Below are 14297 nucleotides of genomic sequence, written 5' to 3' on the forward strand. Positions count from 1 at the left end.
TCTTGCGGGGCTCGAAACTCGGTCCGCCGTCAGATCTCGAACGGGAGCAGACGAATACTGCCATCGCCGACCGTGAACTTTACACGCGGCCCGCCGACGCCCGCTTTCATCTGCATCAGACGGTCATTCGGTTCGACCTTACGGTCACGCGGCGTCATGCCTTCTATAATGTTGTATATAGATCCCGTTCGCAGGACCATTGCGTCCAATTCAGCAGAAAAATTTGCAGGGAACCGGGCGATGATGTCGCCTTTTGCGACGCTCACGTCCGCCGTTCGCGCCCGCCAGCCTTTCGTTCCAAGGGCAATGTCCACCGAACCTTGTCCGATGGTCAAGTTGACCGCTCCGCTTACGATCCTGACGACTGCTGTCGATTCAATGAAGTTTGCACTGAGTGAGCCTTCAAGTCCTTCGACGGTCAGATCACCCTTTCCGCCGTTCAGAACGAGGTCGCAATATTTCGGCACCTCGATCTCAAAGTCGATCGAATAGGGTAAAGAAACGAGTTTCGCTGCGGTCTTTTTCGGGATCTTCTTGAAAATGCCCTTGGTATGCGAGCCGACCGCTGTGATGGCGATGCGGCTGAGACTTTCTTCGGTAATATAGCCTGTGATCTCCGTCAGTTTAGCAAGTTCCGTTTCGTTGTCAGCTTGGATCTCGATCCTGGCATTGATCACGACCTCATTGCCCGACGCGGGCTTGATGCGGATCGCTCCCGAAGGTGCTCCTGCAATCGTGACGGTACCGCCGGCTCCGAATGGCATCCGCTCGGTCTTGGTAACTGTCCTTTTAATACCAGCGGTCTGCTTAACTGCCTGACCTTGGACAGCGTACGAAAAAAAAGCGAACAACCCGATCAAATAGAGCAAGGTGATCTGTCGCATAGAACCTCGTTTATCTTGCGATTAAAAAGCGTCCCTAACGACGCAGGAAAGAGATCGAACCGCGTTGATTCGTCACCGAAAGTGTAGCACTTCCGTCACCTAAACGGCCTACAACGCGGCGGCCGTCGCCCAGATAGTTGGTTTTTGTATTGACGAACGCACCCAGCGAGATATTGCGGGTAGACGGAGCAGTGGCGACAAAGCGGAAAGACGCCGTCACAGGAATCCGAAGATTGATATTTCCCCGTGTTGACGAAAAGCGATAGTTCCCGCCGTCAACTATCTCTCCATCGAAGAAGATATCGCCGATGACGTTCTCGGCAGAAACTGCACTTGCACCGATGTTCGTCAGCGTAATGTCTCCCTCACTTGAAATATAAGCCCTCACTAATCCACCGCGCACGTTGGTAACATTGAGGTTCCCGATCTTGGTCTCGATATCGACCATGGCCGTGAACGGAACGCGTATTGTGAAATTGACGTTTCCTACCTCGTTCCGGCCGGCATTGTCCTTCACGAGATTTATCACAATGGTTCCGCCGATGGTCTGCGGGACAATGTTCGCCGCTGGCGATTCGAGCGATGCGGTTATGCTGACCTCAGAGCGGTTCCAGCCTTCGACAGTTACCGTTCCTGTGCGATTCATCAGCTGCAGGCGAACATTTTGACCGGCGGGAAAAGTACGCGAGAAACGTTTTTGAGCCGTGATCTCCGCAGCCGAAAGCGCAAAGAAAAAAACTACGCTCATCAGGATCGTAGTTTTTCCGGCAATCACTGCTGAGATCACATGGCCGCCAAATTTCATCAATAGATCAAAGGGCAGCAAAATCCCTCAGTAAATTCATTTTATCGTTTAGGACCGAATCAAGCATCTCCTCAGAAAGCTGGTCTTCAGGATCGCTTTGTAGAATATTCGTGTATTCAAACAACGATTCGTCGATCGCCCGCAGATTTCTATCGAACGCTTCACGGGTCGTCCTGTCCCACTGCATGCGCCTCACCTGGACCTTTGCGTTCCAATAATCGATAGCTGCCTGACGCTCACGCATCCGGCGTTCCAGCTTTTCCGCCGGGCTTTCCGCGAAACCTAACTTGATCAAGACACGATCAACAATACCCGGCGGCTGAGCAGATCTTGTGACCATGACCGCATCGGGCTCTGCATTGTAGTTTCGGATAGCAACGAATGTGAGGAGCGAACTGACAACGGCAACGCATGCCAATGCGGCAGATACTTGAAAAAAACTCAATCCCCACGTGCGCCGAGGCTCCGGAAGAGAAGGCGGCGGAGGCTTGATCTCGCCTTCAAGAACGTTATTGATGCGTTTCCACATCGCGTCCGCGTTGGGCGGCACGGCATCAGCGACAGGTTCAGCCGGCTCCTCGCCGCAGAACTGGAGGATCGCCGACAGCTCCGCACATAGGTCCGCACATTCGCCGCATGCGGAAAGGTGTTCACGTATCATCGACGCATCAGCCGCCTCGAGCTCATTGTCGAGAAAGCCGCTCATCAGGTCACGGCATTTTTCGCAAACGTTATGTTGAGTGTCGTCGAACATCATTTGCAGCTTCCGGCCTGCTGCCGGACATCGCTTTCAATGCGACATTTCTGCTGATAGATAGATTAGCCAAAGTCCGCAATTAGTTGCCTGACACGTCCTTTAATTTCCGCAATGAAAGGACCTCCAAAGAAAAAACGAACGAGCCTTTCGGTTTCGTCCGTCTTTAGTGTCAGATCCTTGGCTTCTCAACCCTTGCTTTCAAGCAGCAAGGCCCTCAATTTGAGCCGTGCTTTGTGCAGCTGCGACTTCGAAGTGCCTACCGAAATGCCCATGATACGGGCCACCTCTTCATGCTCGTAGCCTTCAACGTCATGAAGCATAAAAACGTTCTTGTAACCCTTCGGCAGCTTCGAGATGGCGTTCTTTAGAGCGATACGGTCAACGATCGGCATCTTGCTCGGATTGCCGGTCCCGGCAACCGCCTGATCAGGCAGTTCGCCGTCCTCGCTCGTTTTTTCGCTTTTGACGCTGCGTTTGCGGAAGTGCATGAGGACCTGATTGACCGTCATGCGATGGAGCCAGGTCGAAAATGCAGAATCACCCCGAAAACTCCCGATCTTCTTATACAGCTGAACAAAAACGTCCTGCGTCAGGTCTTCGGCCTCGGTCTGATTGCCAAGCATTCGCAAGCAGAGGCTGTAAGTCCGGCGATTGTAACGCTCGTAGATGACCTCGAACGCAGCCAGGCTGCCATCAGCCGCGAGCCTGCAAAGGTCAATATCAGGAGCACTGCGATCGATCGCCGCGGCTTCCGCTACCGGAGCCAACACGGCGGCCGGTGCAGACGCCGCAAGAACGGCACCCTCATTTTCCAGAACAGCGGATTGCATCGTCATACTTGTTCCGTTAAAGGCAGTCTCCGGTTTTAATACTTCTTCGGCCGCTATGATGTTTGCCCTCCCTATTGGGTTGCTCTGAACACAAAAACACTTTCTGACTGCATTCTAAGCCAATTCGCATCAGAAGGTAAAGCTTTTTCGTACCGCTATTCGACCTCTTCGTCTGCGGCAAGCAGGGTCGCACTCGTCACGAGGTCGTCCTCGCCGCATTTGATCAGCGTTACGCCCTGAGCGGAACGGCCAGTCTCACGGATCTTGTCAACGCCTAAGCGTATCAGCTTTGCCTGCTGAGTGATTATCATGATCTCGCTGTCATCCTCGACCGGGAATGCTGAAACGACCTTGCCGGTCTTTTCGGTCGTCTTCATGTTTATGACGCCGATGCCGCCGCGTTTTGTGAGTCGATAGCTGGATACTTGCGTCTGCTTGCCGAAGCCCTTTTCGGACACCGAAAGTATCTTCTCTGTGCCTTCCTGCGAAACCGAACAGACCGAGACGACAAAGTCTCCCTTACGCAGATTGACGCCGCGGACGCCGCGGGTCGCACGGCCCATCGGCCGAACGTCAGATTCATTGAACCGCACAGCCATGCCATCGTGCGTAGCTACAAAGATCTGCCGCTTGCCGTCGGTGCGGATCACATCCAGCAGCTCATCGCCTTCGTCGATATTGATCGCGTTGATGCCGCTTGAGCGTATGTTCTGATAGTCTGCAAGAGCCGTCTTCTTGATGACGCCGTTCTTTGTGACCATCGTCAGATAGACCTCTTCGCCGAAATCGCGAACCGGCATCACCGCGACCAACCTTCTCTCGGAGGAAAGTTGGACAAGATTGACCACGGCCTTGCCTCGGGCTGCCGGAGCCGCCTCGGGTATCTCGTGTACCTTGATCTTGAAGACCTGCCCGTCGTCTGTGAAGATCATCAGGAATGCGTGTGTTGATGCCACGAACAGGTGCTCAACAAAATCCTCGTTTTTCGCCGTTGCGCCGAGCCTGCCTTTGCCGCCGCGGCCCTGACGCGAATAGGTGGAAACAGGAGTTCGCTTGATATAGCCGGCTTTTGTGACCGTGATCGCGACGTCTTCGTCCGGAATTAGATCCTCGATGCTCAACTCAACGCCCGCATCTACGATCGTCGTTCGGCGATTGTCGGCGTAAAGCCGCCGAACCTCTTTCAGTTCGTCTGCGATAACCTGTCTCAGCACGCTCTCGTTAGCAAGGATATTTTCAAGCTCCGCGATGTATTTGATGATCTCGGCGTATTCGTCGAGGATCTTTTGCCGCTCAAGGGCAGACAGCCTGCGAAGCTGAAGGTCAAGGATCGCCTGCGCCTGTATTTCGCTGAATTCGAGGCTTGTTATTACTTTCTTTAGCTCTTTGACGAACTGATCGTCAGATTTCGTTCCGGTAATACCCCGCCATTTTTTCACCTCGTCGATCGCGGCAAAGTTGGACGTCAGCCAGTTTCGCGATTCTTCGACGGAGCGTGAGTTTCTGATCAGAGGAATGATGTAGTCAAGCGCGTCGATGGCCTTATTCAACCCTTCCAAAATATGAGCGCGTGCCTGTGCCTTTCTGAGGTCGAATTCAGTTCGCCTTCGAACCACACTCCGGCGAAACTCGACGAATGCCTCCAATATCTGTTTCAGATTCAGCAATTTAGGCTGACCGTCAACGATAGCGATGTTGATGATGCCGAACGACGACTGCATCGGCGTCAGCTTGTACAGCTTGTTCAGAATTACCTGCGGGATGGCATCACGTTTCAATTCGATAACGATACGCATGCCTTCACGGTTAGATTCGTCGCGTATCTCTGAAATGCCGTCCAGCTTTTTCTCGTTGACGAGCTCGGCCATCTTTTCGATAAGCCTTGCCTTATTGACCTGGTATGGTATCTCCGTCACGACCACAGCGTTTCGAACCCGGTCGCCGCGGCCTATTTCGTCAACGACCGCTTTGGCACGCATCTGGATCACACCGCGGCCTTCACGATATGCGCGGTGAATCTCTTCCCTGCCGTAAATGAAGCCTGCGGTCGGGAAGTCCGGTCCGGGAACGATCTTAATAAGCTCATCGATCGAGATCTGCGGATTGCCCAAAAGCTCTATCAAGGCATCGACGACCTCGCCGAGATTGTGGGGCGGTATCTTTGTCGCCATACCCACCGCGATGCCTTCGGAACCATTGACCAGCAGATTAGGGATCCTTGTCGGAAGCACCTTCGGCTCGGAAAGCGAGTCATCGTAGTTAGCCTGAAAATCGACGGTCTCCTTCTCGATATCCGCGAGGACCTCGTTCGTGATCTTGGCGAGACGAACCTCGGTATAACGCATCGCGGCCGGATTGTCACCGTCAATAGAGCCGAAGTTGCCCTGGCCGTCAACGAGCGGATAACGCATCGAGAAATCCTGCGCCATTCTTACCACGGTGTCATAAACCGCTGTATCGCCGTGCGGGTGATATTTACCGATGGTGTCGCCGACCACGCGAGCGCTCTTTTTGTAGGGCTTGTTGAATGTGTTTCCGAGCTCGTGCATCGCCCAGAGGACCCGCCGATGAACGGGCTTTAGCCCATCGCGGACATCGGGCAGCGCCCGGCCGATGATGACCGACATAGCGTAGTCGAGATACGACCGCCGCATTTCATCTTCGATGTTTATCTGATCGCGTTCCAGTAATGAATCCATTTGTGTATCCTTAAAGGCGTCCGGCCGCGAAAGTGGCAGGTTTTCCGCTTTGTTTTTATTTTCTGCGGAAGCAGCGAAATGTGGAAATCGCGGCTGCTTGGCTGTTTCTTTATTTTACAGGCGTAAAGCCTGTCCCGCAACCAGGACGAACCCGTCGCGGAATCCTACTTCGATAATTCGCTACAGATGCTGCAGCAACACGCAGACACGACCAGGCCAATGGCCTCTCAGGCAGGAACTTCGCCGCCCGAAAAAGAAAATCGGCGGATACAGCGTATTTCTCTGCCGCTACCGGTCCGTGTTGAAGTACGTGTCGATCCGAAGGTGAGTTGGTATGAGGTCACCCGTCTGAACGATGTTTCGGCATTCGGTGCAGGCTTCGTTTTGAAAAGGCCCGTAAAACGCGGCCGTATCATCCAATTGACGATACCGATGCCGCGGCAGCTTAGGTCTTTTGACTACAGCGAACCGCAATACAAGGTTTGGGCTCTCGTCCGCCGCTGCATTGTCATCGAAAAACCCGGGGCTGGGGACGAATATGCCATTGGAGCCGCATTTATCGGCCGTAATCCGCCCGCGGACTTTCTTGAGCATCCTTCGCGGTTGTACGACCTGCTTCAGAAAGACGAAAGCGGTGCGGGGTTCTGGCACATCGGTCAAGCGAACCTTCTTGCCGACGACAGTCATTTGCCCAAAGACCTTCGCAAGCAGACCAGATATTCGATTCCGGAAGAGCTGGTCCTGTCGCAGGTTGACGAGGAAGGAAATATTCTCCATTCAGAAACTACCGTGACTGAGAACATCAGTCTCGGCGGTGCGTCCGTATTTTCATCATTCAATGTCGAAGCGGGCACTTTTCTGCGTGTCTCCAGCGAACGATTCGGCGTGGAGATCCTGTCAGTAGTAAGAGGATCGCGAAAAGGCGACGACGGTATTCCGCGTCTGCATTTGGAGTTCATCGATCGCCTATTTCCGCTCGAAGGCATTCAATAGGTTTGAATCCTACCTTCTAAGAAACTAGCATTAGGGGCTGAAGCTTGGTCTTTGGCCCTTTCTATTTTGAACCGGAACGGCGCACCGAATTTCCCTTCCCCAATGGTCTTCGAGCCGTTGCGGTATATTGCGCTCGGCATCAGCAAACTGCTCTGGTTCATACGCTATCGAGGAAAGGAAAACATACCTTCGGCATCGGCGGGTCCCTTTCTTATCGCATCCAATCACCAAACGTATTTCGACCCCGCATGGATCACCGCTCCGGTCAGGACCAAATTCCGGTTCATGGCATGGGACCGGGCCTTCGATTGGCGGTTTGTCGGCTGGTTCATCAGATCACTTGGGGCATTTCCGGTTTCGCTGGAAAAAGGCGGCTCGCTGAGTGCCCTGAAAGAGGCACTCGCCACATTTAAAGCAGGGGGTGCTTTGGTCATTTTTCCCGAAGGTGCCCGCGAATTCGGCGATGGTAAGCTGTTAGACCTCAAGCAAGGAGCGGTCCGCATCGCGATGCAGGCAAATGTGCCGATACTGCCGGTGACCATTCAAGGCGGCAACCGCGTTTGGCCTCAAAAACAGAAATATCCCAAATTCTTTCGACCGATAGTGGTTACCTATCATCCTCTTCTGCGCGTGGAAAAGGGTGATCTGGGCGAGAATGAGGCCGCTGAGACGTACACAAAGATACTCAGCGAAATTATTGCCGGCTCAGCGGATGCCTGATCATTGCTGCGGTTCCAGGCTCAGTTCGAACTGAAACTCAGTGCCCGGAGAATTTTCGGGAGCAGGAGACGGCCGCGGACGGCTTCTTCGTATCAGGTCATTTATCCGCCGCTGCTGCTCCGGCGTCAATTTCGTCATGTCCAGGTCTCTCGGCAGCCAGTCACTAACGGGAGGAATCGGCGGCCTTGGAGCCCTTTCTCCCGGATTAACCTTCATAGTAGTGATCTTGCCGTCCGCTTCTCGCCGCGTAATTATCATGCCGCCGGGAGGCAGGTCAGGCTCGACCGCTGCGTTTTGTAACGATTTTCCGGGTGCTCTGACATTTGCCGGCAGATCCTTTTCCTTGGCGGTCTTTGCAGCGGTCTCCTTTTCCGCAGGCTTTGGCTGCGAAACATCCTTTTGCCCCGGTGCAGCCGCTTCAATATTCCCTGTAGAGGAATTGGACACTAGATCCGAAGCCACGTTCGATGACCTCGGCTCCGGCGACGCCGTCGTCGAGACCCGCTGCGACGGCTCTGTGATATTTGAAACATTGCCGACGCCGAAGACCTCCGGCTTGAGAACATAAACGCCGCCCGCAAGTACCCCGAATGCCAAGAGAACGATACCTGCACCCGCTGCCATCGCCCCTCCGCGGGATGCAGCAGCTTGCGTTATTTGCCCTGTATTCACATCGGACCGCGGATCACCGGAATGCAGGCTCGCAAAGGGCTGCGTTCCTGCTCGTGTCCCGATAGGCATCAACTGCGTCGGTTGTGCGAACACTTTTGCATCGGCCCCGCTTGTGCCTATAGGAGCCGCGTTCGCGAGGTACTCGTAGTCATCCGAATTCGCCAGCATCGAGCGCATCTCGGCGGCGGAAGCCGGACGATTTTCTGCACTCAGGTCCATCACCGAACGTAAAATCCCGGCAAGCCCCGCAGGCACATTCTCGTGCAAAACACTCGCAGGGATCAGCGGATCGGGGCGATTGGACAGAACCGACATCGCACGTGTCAAAGCATCTTCGGGCGGAACACCCGTAACGAGGTGATACAAGGTCGCAGCCAGCGAATAAAGGTCACTGCGCGGATCGGTGCCTGTTCCCTGTATCTGCTCCAACGAGGCATAGTTCCGCGAATAGCCGAAAATGCTCTTTGCTGCGGTCTTGTGGCTGGCATCGGTAGGGCTTCCTTTTGCCAGGCCGAAATCTAGGAGCATGATCCTGCCGTCAGGTGTTATCTTGAGGTTCTGCGGCTTTATGTCGCGGTGAATCACCGGCAGGCTTTGGCTGTGGAGATATTCCAAAGCGTCCAAAAGATCGTCCGCCCACGCCAAAACCTTTTCTACCGGGAACGGCCGGCCCTCACGCTCCAGGATACTGGCTACATCGTCGCCCTCGACGAATTCCATGACGAGAAACTGACTCTCGTTCTCTTCGAAATGGTCGCTGACACGCGGAAGCGACGGATGCGTCAGACTGCTCAGCAACCGGGCTTCACGTTCGATCGCTTTACGGAAATTGTCGTCCATGCAAAGCGTTTCCTTGATCGCGACCGTCGTATCAAAGCGTTCATCGACAGCAACATACACCGCTCCCATTCCGCCCTGGCCAATTTGGCGTTCAATGCGGTATCTGTTCTGTAATGTCTCTCCCGGCTTGATCATTCCCGTTATTTTTACGCTTTTTGCGTTCGCAAAGTTTACACCAATAAACACCGCACGGCCGCGAAAAATGACATTTGTTAGACGTCAGCGGCTTCAATTTGGCCGTCAAGATACCAGTCACGGTTCATGTCGCACCAAATTGCCAGGCCCCTCCATTCGCCGTAGCCGGCAAAATGCTTTTCAATCTTTCCGTCAGGGCAGGGCTTTCCGTTGTTATACCGCTCATAGAATCTCGCCCTCAGCCAAGAATCCAAAGCGAGCCCGTCATATCGGCCAAGCAGCTTCAACAGATTTTCAGCCGCGTAGTCGCCAACTCCTTTCACGCCTTTGATAGCCTTTTTCAGCTCAATGGTTGCCAACTGCGTTGAGAGCCAGCTTTCAGGGTCGATCTCGCCATTGCAGACCCTTTTGGAGAGTTCGACGAAATACGGAGACCGGTAACCTGCACGTATCTCGTTTCGGTAGAAATCCTCATCAACTGCCGCCATAGCGTCGGGCGTGGGGAAAGCTCGATCGCCGTGCCCGTCGGACTCACCCAGTTTTTCGACCAGATTGGAAACCATCTTGAGTGACAGTCCCCAAGAGCAGTTTGTAGTACACAGTGTTTTTACAAGGTCTTCCCATACCGTAGGCGACCGCACGAGCCGCCCCGCACCAACGCGGCCTACCCATTCAAGCTCAACGTCATTATGCGTTTTGTTATAGAAACCGCTGAGGTCTTCATCCAAACGAAAGATTCGGGTGACGGCATCCTTAAGCCCGCGGCTGTCTGCGGTTTCCTTGCTTGCCCGTGCCTTCAACTTGCCTTCGGGTCCTTGCGAAACGTCAAATCGAGCGACCGAACCATCGAGAGCCAAGACGCCTGTCAATTTTTCTTGATCTACTTCGAATGGTGAAAGATTCACCCAGCCATGGCTGCGAAGACATGACGAAAAGTTAAATTCCGCAGGTGTTCTGATCATCACAAGGCTGGGCATACAAGAATGTCCTTTACTTTATTTCGGCTAAACGAGTATATTTCTCATCTAACGTTTTGCAAAGAAGATTGGCTGATTTTAAGGGCGAGATTTATCTTGATTTTTTAGCTGATATACAGTATCTTTTATCATTGTAAAACAGGCTTAAACAAGCACTCCCGCAGGCAGTTTCGTTGAGGTCACATTTCCTATTTGCGTTGATTTGGAGGATCGCAAATGCTTAGCTCAAGTTCGAGTTTCACGGCAAAACTCACTCTAATCGCTATCACTGCATTGTTTTTTTGCAGCACTACGTTCGGTCAAGGGGACCCGGACCCGAACTCACCGACCCCTTTTCTGATCACGTCGGACACATCAGCGGAGGCCAGGGTCGGTTTGGACGATGGAGTGAGAACGTCACGGACGCGCGGAGCCGAAAGAGCCTTTTCGCGGGGCTCGATGATCGTTCTATACGTCGCTAATGTGAGGCTCGCCGACGGCGAGGGCCCGAAGGCGTTTCGAATTTACGCTGAGGCTTCAGGCGGGCGGCTGTACCGTTTTCCCGTTGAGGACATCTCGTCGTCGGATCTGTCGCGGAACATTTTGGCATTGAAGGTCAGGCTTGACGACGAATTGCGTTTTTGGGAATTGCCTGACGCCGAGACAGAAATACTGGGCTATTTGACCTGGCGAGGGCTGTCGAGCAATAAAGTGATTCTTGCAAAAGGCAGCGGCCCTTCGTCAGAGTCAGTCGGACTCGAGCCGTTCCCTCTGCGCAAAGCATTGTCTTTAAAAGGTTCGGCTTCCGGTGCGACCCCGGAATATGTCGGCTATCGATGGTCCGGAGACCGCATGCGTTTCATGAAGCAGGCGACGTTCGGCCCGACGATGGAACTGGATGCCAGATTGCGGCGCATAGGTCTGCGCACTTGGCTTGCAGAGCAGTTCGACGCACCATATCCGTCTGCGGCTAACCCATATCCGAATCAGCCGCTTAAACCGGCGAACGCACCTTCCGACTGCGACGGCAACCAAACCGTCCCGGATGTCCCCGTTACGTGTTTTCGCGATACCTACACAATGTACCCTCTGCAGACCTGGTTTTTCCGTGAGGCACTTTACGGCGACACTCAGCTCCGCCACAAGGTGGCATGGGCGTTGAGCCAGATCTGGGTAACGTCAGGTGTCGATATTCAGCAGTCGCGGCACATGGTCGAATATCACAAGATCCTGTCGCAGAACGCATTCGGCAACTATCGCGATCTTATGTACCAGATGACGCTGCATCCGACGATGGGCGAGTATCTGGACATGGTACGAAGCACACGAAACAGCCCTAACGAAAATTACGCCCGCGAACTGATGCAGCTCTTCTCGGTTGGACTTTTCAAGCTAAACCAGAACGGTACGATCATTTACGAGAATGGTGAACCCGCACCAACCTATACACAGGAAGATGTAAACAACCTGACCAAGGTACTGACCGGATGGACCTTCTGCAACCAGGCAGCGACTTGTCCGAATTTGGTCTCAGGAGCGGTGAATTACATCGACCCGATGCGGCTGAACACTAACAATCACGACCTGACCGCCAAAACTCTTTTGGCATATCAGGGATCGACAACAACGAACATTGCGGCCTGTACGAACTGCACCAACGCAACTAATACCACGACCTACGCTTTCAACTCGCTCAATCAGGCTATCGACAATCTGTTCTATCATCCGAATGTCGGCCCGTTCGTCAGCAAGCTTCTGATCCAGCATTTGATCACCAGCGACCCGACGCCGCAATACGTCTCTGATGTGGCGGCAGTATTCAATAACAACGGGGCAGGCGTCCGCGGCGACCTGAGGTCGGTGGTTCGGGCGATACTTTTGCACCCCGAGGCTCGCGGCGATATAAAGACAGACCCGAACTACGGGAAGCTGATGGAACCGGTTCAATTCACCACCAGCTTTCTTCGAGCCTTCAATGTCAGAGGTGCCGTCGCAGGCACGCTTAGTGACGGTTATCTTACGGGAAGGGCCGAATTTACTGGCATGGGACAGAATCCATTCCGCTCCCCGACGGTTTTCAACTATTATCCGCCGGACTTCGTCGTGCCGGGCACCTCGCTGCTCGGGCCCGAGTTTGCGTTGATGACAACAGGGACCTCGATCCAGCGGGCAAATTTCTCCAACCGGTTCGTATTCACGAGTCCCGCTATTGCCGGGGGAACGACCGACGCCCCGAACGGCACCGCGGTCGATTTCAGCGACCTGCAGGCACTTTCAACAGCTGACCCGACCGGGAATCTTCTTCTCGATGAGCTCAACAAACGACTGATGCACTATACGATGTCTGAGCAAATGCGGAATACCATAAGGCCCGTAGTCACAACGGTAAATGCCACCGACTCGCTCGGCAGAGTGCGGCAGGCGGTCTATTTGGTCACGACCTCGTCACAATACCAGGTTCAGAGGTGATGAAAATGAAAGAAACACGACGCGATTTTCTGAAGAAAACGGGCGGCTGTGCCCTTGGCATGGTAACGCTTGCAACGCAAATGCATCACCTCGGTGCGATGAACGCCCTTGCACAAAGAGCGATCGATGCGACAAAGGAAGGCGGAGAGAATTACAAAGCCCTTGTGCTGCTCTTTTGGGCGGGCGGCAACGACGGCAATAACATGGTCATCCCGAATCATAACGATTCGCAGGTGAGCAACTACGCCCTCTATGCCTCCGCACGCAGTACTCAGGGCCTGGCGATACCGCAGAATGACCTGCTCCCTATCAGCGTTCCCCGTCTCGGCGGGCTGACGTTCGGATTCAACCCCGCACTTGGGCCGGCTGCGACAGGCGCGATCAATAACGGCATCCACGAACTTTACGGCCAGGGCAAGCTGGCGGTCGTTGCCAACGTTGGAACACTTGTCCAGCCTCTGACGAAAACTCAATATCAGAACTCGGCGTTCAGAAAGCCCTATCAGCTCTTTTCGCATTCCGATCAGGTCACGCAGAATCAGACCAGCGTTTCGAATACGCAGGCTTTCACCGGTTGGGGCGGACGTATCTCTGACCGCATGACAGCCGGCAGCAATCCCAACGGACTGGTCCCGATGATCACTTCTATCGCCGGTGCCCAGCTTTTCACTTCGGGCCAGCTGACGCTGCCGCTCGCTATCGCCGATTCGAACACCTCGCTTGCAAATGTTCTGAATCCGGCGGGCTACGGAACTAATCCGACGGGCGTGAACCTTGCTCGGCTCAACGCTTTCAATGCTCTCCGCACACAAGACCTCGATTCGAGCTACATCGCCGCCGCAAGCCATGTGACCGACCTGGCGATGCAGGCAAATGCTGCCCTGCAAACGTCGCAGGACACAACTGTACCTTTTCCAAATACAAGCATCGGCAGGCAGCTGCGTCAGGTCGCCAGGCTGATCAAGAAGCGTCTCGACCTGAACATCAACCGTCAGATCTTCTATGTTCAGATCGGCGGTTTTGATACCCACACTAACCAGTTGAACAATCAGACAACGCAGATGGGGCAATTCAGCCAGGCGATGCGCTCATTTTATGACGAAATGGTCACGCAGGGCGTCTCGAACGATGTCACCCTCTTCTCTTTGTCGGATTTTAACCGGACGCTTGATCCTGCCGGCAACGGGGCTGCAGTAGGATCCGACCATGCTTGGGGAAATCATATGTTCGTAATGGGCGGAGCCGTCGCGGGCGGCGACTTTTATGGCAGCCTGCGCCCCGACGGCACCGGCACTTATTTCCCGAACATGACGAAAGGCGGTATGGACGACACTGATTCGGGAACCGCACCACGAGGACGCTGGATCCCGACGACCTCCGTCGAACAATACTGCGTTCAACTCGCACGCTGGTTCGGCCTGCCTCAAAACGAAGAATTGGCGGTTTTCCCGAATCTGAATAATTTTACGGGAGCACATTCGCAGTTAAGCTTTATGACCTAAGCGGCTATTCATCCGCTATCCGCTGAGGCTGCCTC

Annotated in this window: 11 protein-coding genes; 4 read left to right on the forward strand and 7 right to left on the reverse strand. The window is 54.0% G+C overall.

What is annotated here, in order from left to right; all coding sequences use genetic code 11:
- Window positions 1-29 precede the first annotated feature (29 nt).
- The 5 genes from IPM50_05205 to gyrA form a co-directional block, all read right to left on the reverse strand.
- Window positions 30-884: a hypothetical protein gene (locus tag IPM50_05205; protein ID QQS33976.1), complete on the reverse strand. Its 855-nt coding sequence runs from the start codon at window positions 882-884 to the stop codon at window positions 30-32.
- Between the two features lie 34 nt (window positions 885-918).
- Window positions 919-1632 carry a DUF4097 family beta strand repeat protein gene (locus IPM50_05210; GenBank protein ID QQS33977.1) on the reverse strand — a complete coding sequence of 238 codons (714 nt, stop codon included), beginning with the start codon at window positions 1630-1632 and terminating at the stop codon, window positions 919-921.
- A gap of 64 nt (window positions 1633-1696) precedes the next feature.
- Window positions 1697-2446 (reverse strand): zf-HC2 domain-containing protein, encoded by a 750-nt coding sequence (locus tag IPM50_05215; GenBank protein ID QQS33978.1) that lies wholly within the window; start codon window positions 2444-2446, stop codon window positions 1697-1699.
- A 185-nt stretch (window positions 2447-2631) separates the two neighbouring features.
- A complete protein-coding gene (locus IPM50_05220) occupies window positions 2632-3276 on the reverse strand; it encodes an RNA polymerase sigma factor (GenBank protein ID QQS34465.1) in 645 nt (214 codons plus the stop codon).
- 155 nt (window positions 3277-3431) lie between these two features.
- Complete coding sequence (gene gyrA, locus IPM50_05225) at window positions 3432-5975, reverse strand: DNA gyrase subunit A (GenBank protein ID QQS33979.1); 2544 nt, start codon at window positions 5973-5975, stop codon at window positions 3432-3434.
- Window positions 5976-6161: 186 nt separating this feature from the next.
- On the opposite strand from gyrA, the gene IPM50_05230 reads away from it, so the two are divergent.
- The gene (locus IPM50_05230; protein ID QQS33980.1) at window positions 6162-6968 is read left to right on the forward strand and encodes a PilZ domain-containing protein; all 807 of its coding nucleotides are present in this window, start codon (window positions 6162-6164) and stop codon (window positions 6966-6968) included.
- Window positions 6969-7034: 66 nt separating this feature from the next.
- Window positions 7035-7688 (forward strand): 1-acyl-sn-glycerol-3-phosphate acyltransferase, encoded by a 654-nt coding sequence (locus IPM50_05235; GenBank protein ID QQS33981.1) that lies wholly within the window; start codon window positions 7035-7037, stop codon window positions 7686-7688.
- Here IPM50_05235 and IPM50_05240 read toward each other — a convergent pair whose 3' ends face one another.
- Complete coding sequence (locus IPM50_05240) at window positions 7689-9335, reverse strand: serine/threonine protein kinase (protein ID QQS33982.1); 1647 nt, start codon at window positions 9333-9335, stop codon at window positions 7689-7691.
- Window positions 9336-9412: 77 nt separating this feature from the next.
- Complete coding sequence (locus tag IPM50_05245; protein QQS33983.1) at window positions 9413-10312, reverse strand: Fe-S cluster assembly protein HesB; 900 nt, start codon at window positions 10310-10312, stop codon at window positions 9413-9415.
- 216 nt (window positions 10313-10528) lie between these two features.
- On the opposite strand from IPM50_05245, the gene IPM50_05250 reads away from it, so the two are divergent.
- Together IPM50_05250 and IPM50_05255 are read left to right on the forward strand one after the other, a co-directional pair.
- A complete protein-coding gene (locus IPM50_05250) occupies window positions 10529-12760 on the forward strand; it encodes a DUF1800 domain-containing protein (protein ID QQS33984.1) in 2232 nt (743 codons plus the stop codon).
- A 5-nt stretch (window positions 12761-12765) separates the two neighbouring features.
- Window positions 12766-14262, forward strand: a complete 1497-nt coding sequence (locus IPM50_05255) for a DUF1501 domain-containing protein (protein ID QQS33985.1) — start codon at window positions 12766-12768, stop codon at window positions 14260-14262.
- Window positions 14263-14297: the final 35 nt, after the last annotated feature.

Source organism: Acidobacteriota bacterium (genome assembly GCA_016700075.1).
Taxonomy (GTDB): Bacteria; Acidobacteriota; Blastocatellia; order Pyrinomonadales; family Pyrinomonadaceae; genus OLB17.

Coding starts and splice junctions, on each gene's coding strand:
- IPM50_05205 (QQS33976.1), bottom strand. CDS start 884: ATGCGACAGATCACCTTGCTCTATTTGATCGGGTTGTTCGCTTTTTTT.
- IPM50_05210 (QQS33977.1), bottom strand. CDS start 1,632: ATGAGCGTAGTTTTTTTCTTTGCGCTTTCGGCTGCGGAGATCACGGCT.
- IPM50_05215 (QQS33978.1), bottom strand. CDS start 2,446: ATGATGTTCGACGACACTCAACATAACGTTTGCGAAAAATGCCGTGAC.
- IPM50_05220 (QQS34465.1), bottom strand. CDS start 3,276: ATGCAATCCGCTGTTCTGGAAAATGAGGGTGCCGTTCTTGCGGCGTCT.
- gyrA (QQS33979.1), bottom strand. CDS start 5,975: ATGGATTCATTACTGGAACGCGATCAGATAAACATCGAAGATGAAATG.
- IPM50_05230 (QQS33980.1), top strand. CDS start 6,162: ATGCTGCAGCAACACGCAGACACGACCAGGCCAATGGCCTCTCAGGCA.
- IPM50_05240 (QQS33982.1), bottom strand. CDS start 9,335: ATGATCAAGCCGGGAGAGACATTACAGAACAGATACCGCATTGAACGC.
- IPM50_05245 (QQS33983.1), bottom strand. CDS start 10,312: ATGCCCAGCCTTGTGATGATCAGAACACCTGCGGAATTTAACTTTTCG.
- IPM50_05250 (QQS33984.1), top strand. CDS start 10,529: ATGCTTAGCTCAAGTTCGAGTTTCACGGCAAAACTCACTCTAATCGCT.
- IPM50_05255 (QQS33985.1), top strand. CDS start 12,766: ATGAAAGAAACACGACGCGATTTTCTGAAGAAAACGGGCGGCTGTGCC.